Source organism: Lentzea sp. NPDC004789 (assembly GCF_053601075.1).
Window position 1 is genome coordinate 273617 of record NZ_JBSGBE010000007.1, and the last position, 13870, is coordinate 287486.

Here is a 13870-nt window from a genome sequence, read left to right on the forward strand (position 1 = left end):
GGTCGTCGTTGTTGCGCACGCGCCGCGTCGAGCGGGCTCATGCGACCCGTCCCCGCAGCTTCATCGCGGCCAGCACGCGTTCCTGTGCCAGCTCGCGCGCGGCCACGTGCGTGGTGGTGCACCGGTTCCGGGCTTCCACGACGATGTGCGCCGCGTTCGCCCTCAGCTTCGACGACACCACGTCCAGCACCGTCTCCGGCTTCACCGGGAACGGCGAGTACCGCGCGTCCATCCCGAACGCCGCCGCGACCACGCCGCCCGCGTTCGCGATGAAGTCCGGCACGACCGTGATGCCGCGAGCGGCCAGCACCTCCTGCGCCGCAACGGAAGTCGGCAGGTTCGCGCCCTCCACCACCAGGGTGGCGTCGAGCTCGCCCGCGAGATCCGCGTCGATCACGTCCTGCATCGCGGCCGGCACCAGCACGTCGCACGACGCGCGAAGCTCCGCACCCAGCGCCTGAACCGGCCCGTACTCCTTGACCGCGAGATCACCGAACGACGCCCGCAAGTCCAGCAGCCGCGCCACGTCCAGGCCGTTGGGATCGACCAACGCGCCGTGCACCGACGACACCGCCACGACGACCGCGCCGAGTTCGGCGAAGCGCCGAACCGCTGCGGCACCGACCGCACCGAAACCCTGAACGGCGATGCGCTTGCCGCGCAACACCATTAGTTCGTCCGCCACCTCGGCCACGCCGAACCCGGTGACGCCCAGCTCGTCGTACGGAAGACCGCCGAGTTGAGCCGGTGCGCCCATCATAGCGCCGCGGTCCGACAGTTCGTCCTGGACGATCGCGGCGTCCCGTTCGGTGAGGCCCATGTCGAGCCCGAGCACGTACTCGCGCGGCACCTCGTTCGAGAGCTTGCGCGCGAAGGCCCGCAGCGCCGCTTCCTTGCCGGGAGAGGAAGGATCGAACACGATGCCCGCCTTCGCCCCGCCGAAGAACAGGTCGACGCCCGCCCACTTCCACGTCATCACGCGCGCGAGCCGGGCGATCTCCGCGACGGTGACGGACGGGCTCATCCGCGTGCCGCCCTTGCCCATGCCGCGCGCGGTGTTGTCGATGACGAGCACACCTCTCATGCCGGTGCGCCGGTCGGACACGCAGACGACCTTCTCAGGCCCCCACTCGTCCATGAGCTGGAGAACGTCCATCAGCAGTCCCTCACACGCAGTTGAGTTCCGGCCGCGCCTGGTCGGCGGCGAACCGGGAGGCGTCCAGACTGGACACGTCGACGAAGGGCTCGCGCCCCAGCACGAGGTCGCGCACGACCTCGCCGACCGCGGGGCCCTGCAGGAAGCCGTGCCCGGAGAAGCCCGTGGCGTAGAAGAAGCGGCCGGCCGAGCCGATCAGCGCGTTGTGGTCGGGCGTCACCTCGTACAGCCCGGCCCACCCGTTGCGCACACCCACGTCCAGCAGCCGCGGCGCCCGCCGTTCGATCGCGGCCGTCAGCCTGGGCAGCCACGCGTCGGACATGTCGAGCTTGAACCCCGGCGTCTCTTCAGGGTCGGACATGCCGAACAGCAGCCCGCGGCCCTCGCGGTGGAAGTAGAAGGTGCTGCCGAAGTCGATGGTGAACGGAGTCACCCGTTCGTGTAGCTCGGGCATGGGCTCGGTGAACATGACCTGCCGCCGCAGGGGAGAAACCGGCAGGTCAACGCCCACCATCTCGCCGATCGACCTCGACCACGCGCCCGCCGCGCAGACCAGATTCCCCGTCGAGACCTCGCCGCGGTCGGTCTGGACGCGAAAAGTGTCAGACCCCGTCCCTACGATCGATCTCACGGTGGTTCTGGTGTGGAAACGGACACCGAACCGGCGGGCCGCGGTGGCATAACCGAGGACCACGGACTCAGGCGTGCAGTGTCCGTCGTCCGGCGAGAAGGTCGCCGCGAGCAGGCCGTCCGTTTCGATCAGCGGTGACATCCGTTGCGCTTCCTCGACAGTCAGCATTCGACTGCGCACGCCGAGGGAGTTCTGGAGGTCGACGTTGCGCTCGAACGCCGTGACGTGTTCCCGAGAAGAGAGGAGGAACAGGTAGCCGACCTGGTGGAGATCGATCTCCTGCCCGGGACGCTGCGGAAAGCGCTGGAACGCTTCGAGTGATCGGGCGCCGAGCCTGATGTTCAGTTCGTCGGAGAACTGGGCGCGCACTCCACCCGCTGCCTTGCAGGTGGAGCCGGACCCCAGCTCATCCCGCTCCACGACAACGACATCCCGGACGCCTGCCTCGGCGAGGTGAAAGGCAATGGATGTGCCGATCACCCCACCGCCGATGACGACCACCTCGGCCTGAGAAGGCAGCTCAGGGGAGGCGGAAGTCAAGGTTCGCCCCGATCTCGAGCGTGTCCATCTGCGCCTTCTGCAGCTTCCCCGAGTAGTCCCAGTTCATGGACTGCCAGCGGGTGAACTGATCGAGCACCCACACGCCCGACTGCCGGGAGCCGTTGCCGCTCTTGCCGTTCCCGCCGAACGGCAGGTGCGCTTCGGCCCCGGACGTCGAGTTGTTGACGCTCACCATGCCGGCGGAGATGCCGGCGCGGAACCGGAAGGCCTTGTTCGGATCCGTGGTGTAGATCGAGCACGACAGGCCGTAGCCCGGCTTGTTGCCCAGTTCGATCGCCTCGTCCAGGTCCGAGTACTTCATGACGCCGACGATCGGCCCGAAGGTCTCCTGCAGGAACAGCTCGTCATCGGCACGCACACCGGAAACGATTGCGGGGTGGTAGAAGAAGCCGTTGTCACCAGTGAAACCGTTGCGCGGGTTGGCAGCCGTGATGCGGCCGGTCGGACCGTGCACCGTGTGGTGTTCGCCGACCCAGCCGAGGTACTTCTCGTACGCCAGCGCGAACTTCTCGTCCAGCAGCGGTCCGTAGAGGACATCGCCGGTCGGGTCGCCCACCGCGGCGGCCGTGACGGCCTCGACGAAGCGGGACAGGAACTCGTCGTACACGGACTCGTGCACGATCGCTGTGCCGAGCGAGGTGCACCGCTGGCCCGCGGAGCCGAAACCGGCGAACAGCGCGCCCTGCACGGCCAGGTCGAGGTCCGCGTCCTCGGTGACGACCATCGGGTTCTTGCCGCCGAGCTCCAGGCACGGCGTCTGGAGGTGGCGTCCGCAGAGTTCGCCGATGCGCACACCGACCTCGCTGGACCCGGTGAAGCCGACCTTGTCGACCAGACCGTCCTGCAGTGCCTGCTCCAGGCCGTTGAACGTCTCGGACCCCTCGGCGAAGACGATCTCGAACACGCCGTCCGGGAGGCCGGCTGCCTGGAACACGTCGTAGAAGGCCTGGGCCGACGCGGCGGAGTACTCGGCGGGCTTCCAGACGACGGAGTTGCCGCACAGCAGCGCGGGCACGATGTACCAGGACGGCACGGCGACCGGGAAGTTGCCGGCGGTGATGATCGCCGCGACGCCGACCGGGTTGCGGAAGGTGAAGAGCTGCTTGTCGGTCATCTCCGACGGCACGGTGTGCCCGTAGAGGCGCCTGCCCTCGCCGACGAAGAAGTTGCAGGTGTCCACGATCTCCTGCACCTCGCCGCGGGCCTCCGCGATCGGCTTGCCGATCTCGCGGGTCACCAGCTGGGCGAGCGGCTCGAAGTTCGCCTCGACGAGGCGGCCGATGTTGCCGATGACCTGTCCACGCACGGGCGCGGGCACGCGGGCCCACGCGCGCTGTGCCGCTTTCGCCCGCTGTGCTGCGTCGACGAAGGTGCGGCTGGTCCCGAGCTCGATCTCGGTGACCACGTCGGAGGTGTTCGACGGGTTCGTGGAGACATAGGGCATGCACCCCACCCTGGCGGTTACCCGGTGGTTCCGCCAGGGGTCGCAGAATGAAACCTCGCGACGTCGAGCATAAGCTGTCCTGGTGCTCAACCCGGTCCATCTCCGCACGCTCGTCGAGGTCGTGAAGACGGGGTCGTTCGCCGAGGCGGCTCGCCGGCTCGGCTACACGTCGTCGGCCGTCTCGCAGCAGATCTCGGCGTTCGAACGCGCTGTCGGTGTGTCGCTCTTCGAACGTGAGGCGCACTCGATCAGGCCGGCCAGCGCGGCCGTGCTGATCGCCGACCGCGGTGGCGAGCTGCTCGCCGCGTTCGACGGCTTCGAGCACGAGGTCAAGGCGATGGTGCAGGGTCTGCGCGGCCGCCTGCGCATCGGCACGTTCCCCACGGCGAGCGCACGGGTGGTGCCGAGGGCGCTGGCGAAGCTCTCGGCGGACCTGCCGGACGCCGAGATCCGCCTGGACGAGGCCGAGCCGGAGGACGTGCTGCCGCTCGTGCTGACCGGTGAGCTCGACCTGGCGCTGGTCTACGCCTACGACCTCGTACCGCAGACCTGGCCGGAAGAGCTGACCGTGCTGCCGTTGCTGAACGAATCGCTCCTGGTCATGGTGCCGGTCGATCATCCGGCCGCCAAGAACAACGTCAAACTCGAAGATCTGAAAGACGAACGCTGGATCGCCTCGCGCGATGGCACTTCCGGTGCCACCTGCCTGACGCGGTTGTGCGCGGCGTCGGGTTTCGCCCCGAAAATTGCTTTCCGAAGCAACGACTACGAGGTTGTGCAGTCCCTTGTCGCAGCCGGTGTCGGCGTCGCGCTCGTGCCTGCTCTCGGTTACAAAGCGCTACCGGGCACGCACGCAATGCCGTTGCGGCACAAGCCCTTGCGCCGGCACGTGCACGTCGTCCACCGCACCGCGAATACGAACCCGTTGCTTCGTGACGCGGTAAATGCTCTGCAGGAAGTTTGCCAAACGGCTGTGGGCGGCTACATAAATCCGCCATGATGGAGAAATGGGGGAACTCAGCAGCGACGGGGCGCTGGCTGGGATCCGGGACTGGGGATCGCCGGATCTGCGCGCCCACATCAGAATTCTGATGGACAGCACCGAACCGCTGGTCGAGGAAATCATCCTCGACAGCCTGGACGACGCGGGCCCGGCACGCCCGCTGCTGTGCCGGGTGCTCGCGGAACGCGATCCGTACCGCGATCCGCAGTACGCGCTCCGGTACTTCTACGAGATGACCGACGGCCCGGTTCGCCGCCGGCTCGGCCGGGAGGTCTACCGCAGTCCGTGGGTGTGGCTCTACGGCATCACCAGGCTGCGCAACGCCGACCCGGTCGGGCGCATCACGTCGGACGCGACGCACTGGCTCGCCACCCGCCGTCTGATCGCGGTCACCGCCCTGGGCGATACCGCCGACCCGGCTGCCCTTCCGCCGGTCATCGGGCGCCTGCGCGACGCGAAGTGGCGGGTTCGCAGCGAGGCGGCCGCGGCGGTCCGGCGCCTCGCGAGGTCCGGGGTCCAGGTGGAGGCCGCGGCCGAGGCGCTGGCCGGGTGCCTGCAGCACGACCGCCAGGAGGTCGTCGAGCAGGCGGCCGCCGCGTTGGCACTGCCGGCGCTGCGTGATCGTCTGGTGCGATCGCGGGCGACGCTGATGCCGCTCGGCGGTGCGATCGTCGACAACGCGCTGGACGGCGTGGTGGCACCGCTGGCGCCTCTGTGGCCAGGCGAGCACTGAGCCAGCTCGGCCGGTCGCCGGTCACTCGCCGGTCTGCCCGTCCGCGAGCTCGCGGAGCAGATCCAGATGGCCGACGTGGCGCGCCGTCTCCTGGGCCACGTGGGCCAGGATCCACCGCACGGTGAACTTGTCGTTCGCCGCGTTGTCGTCAGGGCGGTACTTCTTCAGAGCCTCGGCATTGGCCCATTCCGCTTGGTACGCCTCGATGAGCGACTCGGGTGTGTCGTCGTCGGTGAGGTCCCACGACGGGTCTGGGCTGCCCTCCCACAACGACGGCAGGTCGAGGCCCGCGCCCGCGATGCCCAGCCAGTACCGTTCGACGGCGACGAGGTGCTTGAGCACGCCGAGCGCGGTCAGCTTCGGCGAGGTGGCGATCGGGGCGGCCGCTGCCTGGTCGCGGGTCAGCCCGCCGACCTTCAGCACGGCGGTCCTGCGCAGGAAGTCCAGGAACTGCCAGGCGAGGACGCCTTCGTCGGTGGCGTGGTTGGTCGGCCAGGTTCTGGTCACCTGGAGGAGTCTGCCAGCGCGGTCAGTAGAAGTGTCGTAGCGCCGGCCAGATCTCTTCCCATGTCCCGGAGGGCGCGGTGCACGTCCACAGTTGCGTGCCGTCCTCTTCGTTCTCGATGACGTTGTGGTGCTGCCCAACGCGCTTGCACCCGTTGAACGGCAGCTTGTCGAAGCCGACGAGCAGCACCTTCTTGTCCAACGTCTGGGGTGGTCCCCAGTCGTAGAACGACATGTGTCCGGAATAGACGGGGATCTTCGTGTAGGCCTCGATCGCGCCGGCCTGGCCGTAGTTGCGGGTGATCACGATGGGACGGCCGTTCGCCTGCCACGCCTTCTGGACGGTGCCGGCGAACTCGGGCCAGCCGACCTGCTCGCCCTGTTCCGGGTTGATCGCGATGACCGGTGCCAGGGCGCTCGCCGGCAGGATCGGCAACGAGCCGACGAGGGCGGGCACAACGCTCAGCGCCACCAGCACGCCGCCGAGAACCTTGCGGCGCACCAACCACTCCTGGCTCTGGCGCGCACCCGCGGCCACGAGCACGAGGAGCAACGGCACGGCGTAGTACGGCTTGCCGCCCGTCACAAGGCACAGCACGCACAGGATCGGGTACGCGAGGGCGAGCGAGCGGAACGTCCTGTCGCGCCACAGGTTCCGGAAACCGATCACCCACACCGGCACCAGGAACGGCGACAGCATCAGGATCTGCATGGGCACGAACATGATCCGGTTCTCGGCGCCGTCGTCCTCGCTGATGCCGCGCGCGACCGTGAGCAACGGGAAGCCGTGCATCGCCTGCCACGCCACGACCGGCGCGGCGATCACCGCGCACACCGCCAGGCCGGCCGGCAGCCACCACGTGCGCAACACGTCCCGCGGCCCGGTCACGAGCAACGCGACCGCCAGCGCGGCGAGCAGCAGGAGCAGCAACCACTTGTTGGCGAGCCCGATCCCGGCGGCCGCGCCGAGCGCGAGCCACCAGCGTCCGTCGCGCGTCTTCAGCAGCCTGACCGAGAAGTACCCGATGAGCACCCAGACCAACAGGTCCACCGTGGCGGTGGACAGCATGTGGCTCACCGCGAGCACGAACGTCGACGTGGCCGAAGCGGCGGCCGCGAAGACCGCGCCACCGCCCAGTTCCTTCGCGATCAGCGCCACCACGACCGTGGTGGCGAGCGCGAGCAGCGTGGCGATCACCCGGAGACCGACCGGGGTCTCGCCGAACGCCGCCGTGGCGAGACGCGCGAGGATCGGCGTGATCGGCGGCTGGTCGACGTACCCCCAGTCGGGCCGTTTTCCCGCCGCGATGAAGTACAGCTCGTCGCGGTGGAACCCGTACCGTCCCGACAACGCGGTCAGCACCACCGCCTGCACGGCGAGCACGATCCCCAGCCCACGTCTCATGGGCTCGGACGGTACCCAGCAGGTGAATGATCAGGTGGCGTTTTTGCGGTACCAGCGGGGCGAGGTGTTGACCGGCGGCTTGAGGCTCGCGCTGACCACGATCATGGTGGGCCCGTCGGCGTTGCCCAGCGCCTCCTTCAGCCCGTCGAACCCGTCGAGCGTGACCGCGGGAATGCCGAAGCTCTCCGCGAGCTTCGCGAAGTCGGGCCTCGTGAGGTCCACCCCGCTGATGGCGTGGCCGGCGACCTGCTGGTCGTACCGGAGCATGCCGTACCCGCCGTCGTCGACGAGGACGATCGTCAGCGGCAGGCCTTCCTGCTTGAGCGTCGCCAGGTCTCCGCACGCGAACAGGAACCCGCCGTCGCCGACGACCGCGATCGTCCGGCCGTCGAGTGCCGCGCCGATCGCCGCCGGGAACCCGAACCCGAGCGTTCCCCAGCCGACCGGATAGGCCAGCCCGCGCGGCTTGGTGACGTGGTGGAAACCGCCGATCCAGTAGCCGGGGATGCACATGTCCGCGACGATCGTGGCGGTCTCGCCTTCGAGCGCTCGCAACAACTTCGCGGCTTCCGGCGAGTCCGCCTCGACCAGGGCCTGGACCTCCGCGTTGACCGCGTCGACGTCGACGGTGCCGTCCTTGGCACTCACCCGGGCCGCGAGCGCCTCGGTGACGGCCGCCGCGTCACCTTCGAGCGTGACGTCCGCGGGGTAGTTCTTGTCGGCCTCGGCCTTGTCGATGTTGATCGCGAGCAACCTCGGTGGCTTCGGCTGCGACCAGTTCTGCGTCATCATGCCGTCGAAGTCGGTGCCGACGGCGATCACCAGATCGGCCTCGTCCCACAACTTCCCGACCGGCGGCGCGTGCACCGGGCCCCTGACGACGTACGGGCTGTCCGTGAGCCCTCGCGCCCCGTAGGTGGTGACGATCGGTGCGTTGAGCTTCTCCGCCAACGCCCCTACCGCCGCACCCGCGCCCGACCGCGCCGCTCCGCCACCCGCCCAGATCAGCGGCCGCCGCGCCTGCGCGATCAGCCGTTCGGCCTCGGTGAGGTCCGGGACCAGGTGGTCGGGCACGACCTTCGCGGGCGTGTGGCGGGGTGCCTCAGCGGACAGGAAGTCCGTTGGTACACCCAGATAAACGGGCCCGTGCGGGCTCTGCATCGCCGTCTGCACCGCCTTGTCGGCGAACGCGCCGAGCTCGTGCGGGGCGGGTACGTCGAACGACGCCTTGGTCACCGGACCGAACATGGCCTTCTGGTCACGCGTCTCGTGCAGCACACCCCGGTACACGCCGGGCTGCCGCAGCGTGCTCGGGATGTCCGTGGCGATCACGAGCACCGGACTGCCCGACGCCCACGCCTCGCCCGTGGCACCGAGCGTGTTGGCCGCGCCGGGCCCGGTCGTCACGACCGCTACGCCAAGCCTGCCCGTGGCGCGTGCGTAGCCGTCGGCCGCGTACACCGCTGTCTGCTCGTGCCGCACGCCGATCATGCGGATGCCCTTGTGCTTCTCAAGCGCCTCCCAGATGGCGAGGTTGTGCACACCTGGCAGGCCGAACACGACCTCGACGTCGTGGGCGGCCAGCACTTCCAGCAAGCTCTCGGCACCGTTGGGCATGCGGCCGACGCTAAGGCCCGCTTACGGACGAGGCAACGGGTGCGCAGCAGGTCTGGTGCTCAGCGTCAGAAGCCTTCATGCGTCCGAGCGGCGTGCATTGTGCGTTGACGAAGTCGCGGAGCGCTCGGTGAAATCTCATGTGGATTCGCGGGAAATGCAATCGACGGGAACGTCGCGGCGTGTGCGGAATTCAGGCTCCGCGCTCAACCGCTTCACCCGCGAGAGTGAATCGGTTGCCCGGTTCGGACCACCGCGATGGACCTGTCGGCCGAGTCGGAACCGGTGCCGCCTCCCGCTCCGACCTGCTGTGACATCGCCGGCTGCCCCTCTGGTGAAGAAGAAGGGAGGGATTTGTTCACGAAAGCGTCACGACTTCGCGAATTGGGCCGGGTGATTGAAGGGTAAACCATGTTCAGAGCGTGACGGTTGTGTCACCATGTGCGCGACCGCACGACCTGGGGGGTAGGAGATGCTGTACTTCGGTGGGCTGTTCGGAGTGGTGACGCTGTGCCTCACGATCTTCGCCGTCGTGGACGTGATCACGACCGACGACGGATCGGTCCGCAATCTGCCGAAGATGGTCTGGCTTCTCCTGGTCCTGCTGTTCCCGTTGGTGGGCTCGATCGCGTGGCTCGTCGCGGGCCGTCCGGTGGTGGGGACCGGACGCGCGCGCCTCGGTGCGTACGAGCGCGATGCCTCTGCTTTTCCCGAGTACAACCGGCCGGGGCGGTTCGCGGCCACCAATCCTGACGACGACGAGGAGTTCCTGCGCCGCTGCCGTGAGCGCGCGGAGGAACAACGACGCAAGGGACGCGAGAACCAGTGAGGAAAGTCCTGCTGTTCTTAGTTGTTCTGCTAGCCGGTTGCGGAGGTAACGCGCAGCTGGCGGCCCCACCCACAGCTCCCCAGACGTCCACTTCGGACAAGCTGACGCCGGGTGAGTTCCAGTCGCGCTGGTGGACCTGGGCGTCGCAGCCCTCCAACAGCAATCCGGTGTCCGACACCTCCGGGCGGTTCTGCATGCGCGACCAGCCCGTCGAGGTCTGGCTGCTCGCCGGGTCGCTCGGCGACGGTCCGGTGGAACGGCAGTGCCGGGTCCCGGCCGCCAAGCCGCTGCTGGCCCCCGTCGTGAACCTCGCGGGCGAGGTCTCCGACTGCGAGAGGTTCATGAAGGGTGCCCAGGGCGAGGTGCTGCTGGACGGTTCGACGCAGGCGTTGACGAGGGTGTCCGCCACGCCGTTCACCTACGAAGCACGCGCGGGCAACCCCTTCGGCTCCCAGGTCGGCCGGATCAACTCGGTCGGCTGCGGCCTGTACGCGTGGATCGGCCCGCCCGCGGCCGGTGAGCACGAGCTGGTGATCCGCGGTTCGGCCGGAGGCAAAGAGGTCGACGTCAAATACAAGCTGATCGTGGGCGCCGACTAGACCCAGCCGCCCGAGAAACGCCTCGGGAAAAACACTGTGCTGGTCCGGTAACGTGGTCGACGGCGTCCGAGCAGACGTGAGGCTGGAGCCGCTCCCCGGCAGTGAGCGGCACACTCCGCCGCAGTGTTCAGGAACTCCTGCTCACCGAAGCGAACCGACCACGTAGACGCGTGACACATGCGTCCTTGTCGTGCCGAGCCGGGCGGCGGAAACGAGGACTGCTGTCATGGCACGTCTGTCCATCACGGACCAGCTGGCGGATCTGCGGCGCGCCTACACGGGCGAGAACCTCTCCCAGGCGGTGCCCGCCGTGCGCGACGGGCGATTGCTGCCCGACGCGGCCACCGCGGCTCAGCGGCAACTGGAAGCCAGGGTGCTGCTCGCGGGGTGCACCGCCGCGAGCATGCTCCAGCTGATGCCGCCGGCGAGCATCGTCAGGCCCGCGCACGCGTTCCGGGCGGTGGAACCGGGGGAGACCCTCAAGCTGCACCTGACCGAACGGGCACTCGGCCCGTTGCTGTTCGAGCTGCTGCCGCGCACCGAGGGCGGCTACGGCCTGGGCGTCGCGGGCCTGGAGCACCGGCAGTACCGGCGGTCGGCCGAGCTGACCACCGGTGCCGCCGGGGTGGTCCTCCTCGGCGTCGACGAGCACGCCTGGGACCTGGGCATGCGGTACGTGCGCTGGATGCACGAGTTCCGCGGCATCGAGTACACCGATGGCGGCGGTACAGATGAGGAAATCGCCGAAGCGGCCACTGGGAGCGCTCTACTGCGCCGGGTACACCTGTGGCATGACGCGAGCTGGCTGCGAGCACTTCCGATGGGCACCGGGTGGTTCGTCGAGTGGCCAGGTGGCCCGCAGGAGAACGAGATCAGGGAGAAACTCGCCCACCCGGACTTCGGGACCGGCCGCGAGATCGCGCTTCGCCGCCTCGAAGTGCCCGCCCAGGACGTCGAGGAGGGCGTGCGGACCTATCCGTGGCCCGAGGAGTTCGTGTCTGCCGTCACGGCTGGTGAGCCTGATCAGCGGCCTCCCCGCCGGTAGACTGCGCTTTCGCCCGCAGGAACGATCGTCAGGAGGACCCCGGTGACCCAGCAGGCTGCCGAGGCCCAGTCCGAAGCCACGCGCAAGGCCCCACGCGTACTGGTCGCCGAGGACGAGGCGCTGATCCGTCTCGACCTCGTCGAGATGCTGCGCGAAGAGGGCTACGACGTGGCGGGTGAGGCCGCAGATGGTGAAGAGGCCATCAAGCTCGCGACCGAGCTCAACCCCGACCTGGTGATCCTGGACGTGAAGATGCCCAAGGTCGACGGGATCGAGGCGGCGCAGCACATCGCGGGCAACCGGATCGCGCCGGTCGTGATCCTCACCGCGTTCAGCCAGCGCGACCTGGTCGAACGCGCCCGCGACGCCGGTGCGATGGCCTACCTGGTCAAGCCGTTCGCCAAGCGGGACCTCGTGCCCGCGATCGAGCTGGCGATCAGCCGGTTCAACGAGCTGGCGGCGCTGGAGCAGGAGGTCGCCGGGCTCACCGAGCGACTGGAGACGCGCAAGGTCGTGGAGCGGGCCAAGGGCATCCTCATGACCAAGCAGGGTCTGAGCGAGCCGGAGGCGTTCCGGTGGGTGCAGCGCACCGCCATGGACCGCCGCACGACGATGAAGGCCGTCGCCGAGGCCGTCATCGAGAACTTCGGCTGAGGTCGAGCCAGCGAGAGTCCGTCTGCGCCAGGGGATCCTCCGGGCGCAGGCGGACTTCGACGTTGTGGCTGCCCTTCAGCGAGATCCGCAGCTCGTGCCGGCCGCCGACACCACCCGGTATCGGCATCGTCGCCACGTGACCGCTGTCGATGTACACCTCGAAGCCCGCTGTCCGCGCCACTGATCGCGCCGCGGCGCCGTCGAGTGTGACCACCAGCGTCGCCTCGTTCGTGGTCACAGCGGTGAACTCAGCCGTCATCACCGGCAGCACGGGAGCCTGCTCGTCCGGGGCGTTCTCCAGCTGCACCGGCGACCGGCCCGGCACCTCCAGGTAGCTCTCCAGCACCTGGGCCTGCGACGCGCCGGGCATCCGCAGCACGAACGGCGTCAACGCGTCCGGTCCCGCCGGCCCGAGCAACGCCGCCGGCACGTCCCCGGCCACGGTCAGCTCGCTGTCCCGAGCGCCGGACCAGCCGCTCACCACCGGCCGCAACGGCACCAGTGCCGAACCGAGCTGCGCGACCAGGCCGTTCACGTCGCCGCCGGTGCCGATCCGGATCGTTGCCCGTAACCGCGCGGATGGGGCTTCACGCAACGGTGTGCGCGCCACGCCGATGCCTGGCGCCTCCTCATCCGGCTCCAGCACGCGCAGCGTCCCTGCCACGAGCCGTGTCTCGATCACCTCGTCCACCTGCGGTTTCGACCCGCTCAGGCCGAGCGCGTCGACCACCACGCGTCCGGGATAGGCGGGCGGCGGCGTCAGCCCGATCAGCACGCTCGCCTCACGCCATTGCGGCACGACGGACGACGCCGCGATCTGCGCGCCATCCTGCAGAACGCGCACACCAGCGCGTGTCAGTACTACTTCGAATCGATGCGGAATGCCCGCACCACGCGTGCCGGGCGCGACGGAGTCGTCCACCACCACTCGGATCGCGTCGGCGGGTGGGACGGGCCCGACGTGGTCCGGGGTTCCGGGCACGAGGTCGAGCTCCAGCTTCCCGTGCGGCCCGGCCGCGTCCGTCACGACGACCACCCGGCCCAGCTCGTCCGCCTCGTCCAGCCGCAGCGGCGACCGTGCGCGCAACACCGCCGTGTCGTTCCCGCACGGCATGTCGATCACCAACCGGCCGTTGGACCCGGAGCTGGGGTTCACGCAGCCAGTCCGGCCGCTCAGGTGGTAGCGGCGCTCCAGGAACGTGTCGTCGAAGTCGTCCAGCGATCCGGGGTACGCCCGGCGCCACGTGTCGTCTCCAGGGCGTTCCTCGGCGCGAACCGGGATCGAGCGCTGGCCGAACGCGTCCACGGTCCGCACGTCGGGACGTCCGGAGCCCGCGATCTCGGGCGACGCCACGAGCCTGCCGAACACCTCGTACCCGGCCGCACCGGGCACGGGCGCCCATTGGATCCGGCCGCCACTGCTCCATGCGGAGGATGGCGGTGGCAGCGCCGCCGGTTGAGACGGCAAGGTGACGAAATCCGCCGCGTACCGTGTCAGCCGAACAGGCTCTGAGCTGGAGCCATTACCACGGTCGTCGGTTTCGCGCAGGACGAGAACCGCCGCGACCAGGACGGCGGCGGCACCGACACCGGCGATCACCCGACGACGCGGAGTCATACGTTCACGTTATGGCAGCCGTCCAAAGAGTGAACGAAGGTTACGTTATGTGACGTTGCTCAAGTCAAACATAA

Annotated in this window: 13 protein-coding genes; 6 read left to right on the plus strand and 7 right to left on the minus strand. The window is 69.0% G+C overall.

Annotated elements, in window-relative coordinates:
* Positions 1–37: 37 nt before the first annotated feature.
* From ACWEIJ_RS18855 to ACWEIJ_RS18865, 3 genes are read right to left on the minus strand one after another with little or no spacing between them, the layout of a single operon-like run.
* Positions 38–1156, minus strand: coding sequence for a Glu/Leu/Phe/Val family dehydrogenase (locus ACWEIJ_RS18855; protein WP_449838446.1), 1119 nt, complete (start codon positions 1154–1156; stop codon positions 38–40).
* Positions 1157–1166: 10 nt separating this feature from the next.
* Positions 1167–2306: an NAD(P)/FAD-dependent oxidoreductase gene (locus ACWEIJ_RS18860; RefSeq protein WP_449838625.1), complete on the minus strand. Its 1140-nt coding sequence runs from the start codon at positions 2304–2306 to the stop codon at positions 1167–1169.
* A gap of 1 nt (position 2307) precedes the next feature.
* On the minus strand, positions 2308–3792 hold the full coding sequence (locus ACWEIJ_RS18865) for an aldehyde dehydrogenase family protein (protein ID WP_449838447.1): 1485 nt from the start codon (positions 3790–3792) through the stop codon (positions 2308–2310).
* 82 nt (positions 3793–3874) lie between these two features.
* Here ACWEIJ_RS18865 and ACWEIJ_RS18870 point away from each other — a divergent pair, with 82 nt between their 5' ends.
* Positions 3875–4792, plus strand: a complete 918-nt coding sequence (locus tag ACWEIJ_RS18870; protein ID WP_449838448.1) for a LysR family transcriptional regulator — start codon at positions 3875–3877, stop codon at positions 4790–4792.
* A 7-nt stretch (positions 4793–4799) separates the two neighbouring features.
* The gene (locus ACWEIJ_RS18875) at positions 4800–5528 is read left to right on the plus strand and encodes a HEAT repeat domain-containing protein (RefSeq protein WP_449838449.1); all 729 of its coding nucleotides are present in this window, start codon (positions 4800–4802) and stop codon (positions 5526–5528) included.
* A gap of 21 nt (positions 5529–5549) precedes the next feature.
* Here ACWEIJ_RS18875 and ACWEIJ_RS18880 read toward each other — a convergent pair whose 3' ends face one another.
* The 3 genes from ACWEIJ_RS18880 to ACWEIJ_RS18890 are packed head-to-tail and all read right to left on the minus strand — an operon-like array spanning position 5550 to position 9054.
* Positions 5550–6035 carry a DinB family protein gene (locus ACWEIJ_RS18880; RefSeq protein ID WP_449838450.1) on the minus strand — a complete coding sequence of 162 codons (486 nt, stop codon included), beginning with the start codon at positions 6033–6035 and terminating at the stop codon, positions 5550–5552.
* Positions 6036–6057: 22 nt separating this feature from the next.
* Positions 6058–7437, minus strand: coding sequence for an ArnT family glycosyltransferase (locus ACWEIJ_RS18885; protein ID WP_449838451.1), 1380 nt, complete (start codon positions 7435–7437; stop codon positions 6058–6060).
* Between the two features lie 30 nt (positions 7438–7467).
* On the minus strand, positions 7468–9054 hold the full coding sequence (locus ACWEIJ_RS18890; protein ID WP_449838452.1) for a thiamine pyrophosphate-binding protein: 1587 nt from the start codon (positions 9052–9054) through the stop codon (positions 7468–7470).
* 469 nt (positions 9055–9523) lie between these two features.
* On the opposite strand from ACWEIJ_RS18890, the gene ACWEIJ_RS18895 reads away from it, so the two are divergent.
* From ACWEIJ_RS18895 to ACWEIJ_RS18910, 4 genes are all read left to right on the plus strand, one after another.
* Entirely contained in the window at positions 9524–9880 is a 357-nt protein-coding gene (locus ACWEIJ_RS18895) for a PLDc N-terminal domain-containing protein (protein ID WP_449838453.1), read from the plus strand.
* Positions 9877–10479: a hypothetical protein gene (locus ACWEIJ_RS18900; RefSeq protein WP_449838454.1), complete on the plus strand. Its 603-nt coding sequence runs from the start codon at positions 9877–9879 to the stop codon at positions 10477–10479. The genes ACWEIJ_RS18895 and ACWEIJ_RS18900 overlap by 4 nt, the downstream gene beginning before the upstream one ends.
* A gap of 226 nt (positions 10480–10705) precedes the next feature.
* Positions 10706–11524, plus strand: a complete 819-nt coding sequence (locus tag ACWEIJ_RS18905) for a hypothetical protein (protein WP_449838455.1) — start codon at positions 10706–10708, stop codon at positions 11522–11524.
* A gap of 42 nt (positions 11525–11566) precedes the next feature.
* Positions 11567–12178 carry an ANTAR domain-containing response regulator gene (locus ACWEIJ_RS18910; protein ID WP_355436108.1) on the plus strand — a complete coding sequence of 204 codons (612 nt, stop codon included), beginning with the start codon at positions 11567–11569 and terminating at the stop codon, positions 12176–12178.
* Here the strand turns inward: ACWEIJ_RS18910 and ACWEIJ_RS18915 are convergent.
* A complete protein-coding gene (locus tag ACWEIJ_RS18915) occupies positions 12159–13571 on the minus strand; it encodes a hypothetical protein (protein WP_449838456.1) in 1413 nt (470 codons plus the stop codon). The genes ACWEIJ_RS18910 and ACWEIJ_RS18915 overlap by 20 nt on opposite strands.
* Positions 13572–13870: the final 299 nt, after the last annotated feature.

Excerpts from the sequence above, each read along its gene's own strand:
- ACWEIJ_RS18855 (WP_449838446.1), bottom strand. The coding sequence starts at position 1,156 with ATGGACGTTCTCCAGCTCATGGACGAGTGGGGGCCTGAGAAGGTCGTC.
- ACWEIJ_RS18865 (WP_449838447.1), bottom strand. The coding sequence starts at position 3,792 with ATGCCCTATGTCTCCACGAACCCGTCGAACACCTCCGACGTGGTCACC.
- ACWEIJ_RS18875 (WP_449838449.1), top strand. The coding sequence starts at position 4,800 with ATGGGGGAACTCAGCAGCGACGGGGCGCTGGCTGGGATCCGGGACTGG.
- ACWEIJ_RS18885 (WP_449838451.1), bottom strand. The coding sequence starts at position 7,437 with ATGAGACGTGGGCTGGGGATCGTGCTCGCCGTGCAGGCGGTGGTGCTG.
- ACWEIJ_RS18890 (WP_449838452.1), bottom strand. The coding sequence starts at position 9,054 with ATGCCCAACGGTGCCGAGAGCTTGCTGGAAGTGCTGGCCGCCCACGAC.
- ACWEIJ_RS18895 (WP_449838453.1), top strand. The coding sequence starts at position 9,524 with ATGCTGTACTTCGGTGGGCTGTTCGGAGTGGTGACGCTGTGCCTCACG.
- ACWEIJ_RS18905 (WP_449838455.1), top strand. The coding sequence starts at position 10,706 with ATGGCACGTCTGTCCATCACGGACCAGCTGGCGGATCTGCGGCGCGCC.